Here is a 2,819-nt window from a genome sequence, read left to right as displayed (position 1 = left end):
AGATTTCTCTCCGGGGCTCTCCCGTGTCTGAAAGGAGGCGGCCACCTACTCTCCCGCATTGCATTGCAGTACCATCGGCGCAGGCGGGCTTAACTTCTCTGTTCGGAATGGGAAGAGGTGGGACCCCGCCGCAATAACCACCTGAATGTCTCCGGGACGGCGCTCCCGCGGAATGTCACTTCCGCAGGGACGCGGCGCCCGTATGGGTGACGTATCGCACAGGCAGGACCGGAACCCGTCCCCCGAAGGGGGAGGGGACAGCCGGAAGAGTGAGCGCCGGCCTCCCCGGCGCCGGAAAGGCGGGGGAGACCCGGAAGAAAGTCTCGGGCAATTAGTAGCGCTCGGCTTTGACGTCGCCGTCTTTACACCTGCGCCCTATCAACGTCATCGTCTCTGACGGCCCTCATGAGGAGTTCTAATCTTGCGGCCGGCTTCGCACTTAGATGCTTTCAGCGCTTATCCGATCCAGACTCAGCTACCCGGCGGTGCACCTGGCGGCACAACCGGCTGACCGGAGGTCTGTCCGCCACGGTCCTCTCGTACTAGTGACGGCACCACGCAAAACTCCAACGCCCACGATAGATAGAGACCGAACTGTCTCACGACGTTCTGAACCCAGCTCGCGTGCCACTTTAATGGGCGAACAGCCCAACCCTTGGGACCTTCTCCAGCCCCAGGATGTGACGAGCCGACATCGAGGTGCCAAACCACCCCGTCGATATGAGCTCTTGGGGGGGATCAGCCTGTTATCCCCGGAGTACCTTTTATCCTTTGAGCGACGGAGTTTCCATGCACGTCCGCCGGATCACTATGCCCTGGTTTCCCACCTGCTCGGCATGTCTGCCTCCCAGTCAGGCGCCCTTATGCCATTGCACTCCATGAGGCCGGTTACCGATCGGCCCGAGGGCACCTTTGGAAGCCTCCGTTACGCTTTTGGAGGCGACCACCCCAGTCAAACTGCCCGCCAAGCAGTGTCCGCGCCCCAGGCGCGTTAGACCTCAGACAGCCGAAGGGCCGTATTTCAAGGGCGGCTCCGCGGACGCTGGCGCGCCCGCCTCGAAGCCTCCGGCCTATCCTACACATCGGATGACCGAGGTCAGTGCTAAGCTGCAGTAAAGGTTCACGGGGTCTTTTCGTCCCATCGCGGGTAATCGGCATCTTCACCGATACTACAATTTCACTGAGATCATGGTCGAGACAGCGTCCGGATCATTACACCATTCGTGCAGGTCGGAACTTACCCGACAAGGAATTTCGCTACCTTAGGACCGTTATAGTTACGGCCGCCGTTTACCGGGGCTTCAATTCGACGCTTCCCATCGCTGGTGACGTCTCCTCTTAACCTTCCGGCACCGGGCAGGTGTCAGGCTGTATACTTCATCTTTCGAGTTCGCACAGCCCTGTGTTTTTGTTAAACAGTTGCCTGGACCTATTCTCTGCGCCTCGTGTCGCCACGAGGACCCCTTATCCCGAAGTTACGGGGTCAGTTTGCCTAGTTCCTTGACCATGAATCTCTCAACGCCTCAGTATGTTCTACCCGACCACGTGTGTCCGTTTGCGGTACGGGTCGCAGTACCATTAAGTTTAGCGGATTTTCTCGGGAGTATGGTTACCTGCGCTCGGCCCTTCCCGGAGGAAGAGCCGTACTTTCGTGTTTCAGCTCCAGCGGCGGATTTGCCTGCCGCTGTCAAAGCCTACGCACTTAAACGCCCTGTTCCGTCAGGGCGCGGCAGTGTCACTGCTCCGTCTCCACGTCACTGATAATGCGAGTTGCGGAATGTTGACCGCATCTGCCATCGCCATCGCCGTTCGGCTGAGGCTTAGGACCCGACTGACCCCGGGCTGACTGGCATCGCCCGGGAAACCTCGGTCTTTCGGCGAAAGGGAATCCCACCCTTTTTATCGTTACTCATACCTACATTTGCTTTTCCATGCCCTCCAGGATCGGTCGCCCTCACCATTCAGCGGCCATGGAATGCTCCCCTACCGATACTTGCAATGCACATTGCTATCCCGCGCCTTCGGCATCTGCCTTATACCCGATTATTATCCACGCCCGGACCCTCGACCAGTGAGCTGTTACGCACTCTTTGAATGAATGGCTGCTTCCAAGCCAACATCCTGGCTGTCACGGGGACCAGACTTCGTTAGACTAACTCAGGCAGAATTCCGGGGCCTTAGACGGCGGTCTGGATTCTTCTCCTCTCGGGGACGGACCTTAGCACCCGCCCCCTTACTGCACGGCTGCAGTCCATGAGCATTCGGAGTTCGTCAGGTCTCGACAGGCGGTGAAGCCCTCTCGACCTATCGGTCGCTCTACCTCTCATGGATATCGCCGCACGCGGCACCTAAATGCCTTTCGGGGAGTACGAGCTATCTCCAAGTTTGATTGGCCTTTCACTCCTACACTCGCCTCATCGGGAAGCTTTTCAACGCTTATCCGTGCGGCCCTCCATCCGGTGTTACCCGGACTTCAGCCTGGGCAAGTGTAGATCACTTGGTTTCGCGTCTGCCCCGTCCGACTCGACGCCCTCTTCAGGCTCGCTTCCACTGCGGATGCGCGTCTCGTGACGCTTATCCTCGCCGGACACGGCAACTCGTAGGTTCATTATGCAAAAGGCACGCCGTCACCGCTCGCGCGGCTCCGACCGCTTGTAGGCGCACGGTTTCAGGAACTCTTTCACTCCCCTCGCGGGGTGCTTTTCACCTTTCCCTCACGGTACTCGTACACTATCGGTCTCACGGGAGTATTTAGCCTTGCCGGATGGTCCCGGCGGGTTCGCGCAGAATTCCACGTGTTCCGCGTTACTCAGGATACC

The 2,819-nt window shown here is 58.8% G+C and carries 2 rRNA genes; both read right to left on the bottom strand.

Features of this window, described 5'->3' with window-relative positions:
* Window positions 1-32: 32 nt before the first annotated feature.
* Window positions 33-145 (bottom strand): 5S ribosomal RNA (rrf, locus tag HMPREF9141_RS12265).
* A 165-nt stretch (window positions 146-310) separates the two neighbouring features.
* Window positions 311-2,819 (bottom strand): 23S ribosomal RNA (locus HMPREF9141_RS12260); the annotation flags it as partial.

It is taken from the genome of Prevotella multiformis DSM 16608 (assembly GCF_000191065.1).
GTDB lineage: Bacteria > Bacteroidota > Bacteroidia > Bacteroidales > Bacteroidaceae > Prevotella > Prevotella multiformis.
Note: the sequence above shows the minus strand (reverse complement) of the source record. Positions and strands in the feature narration are given on the sequence as shown.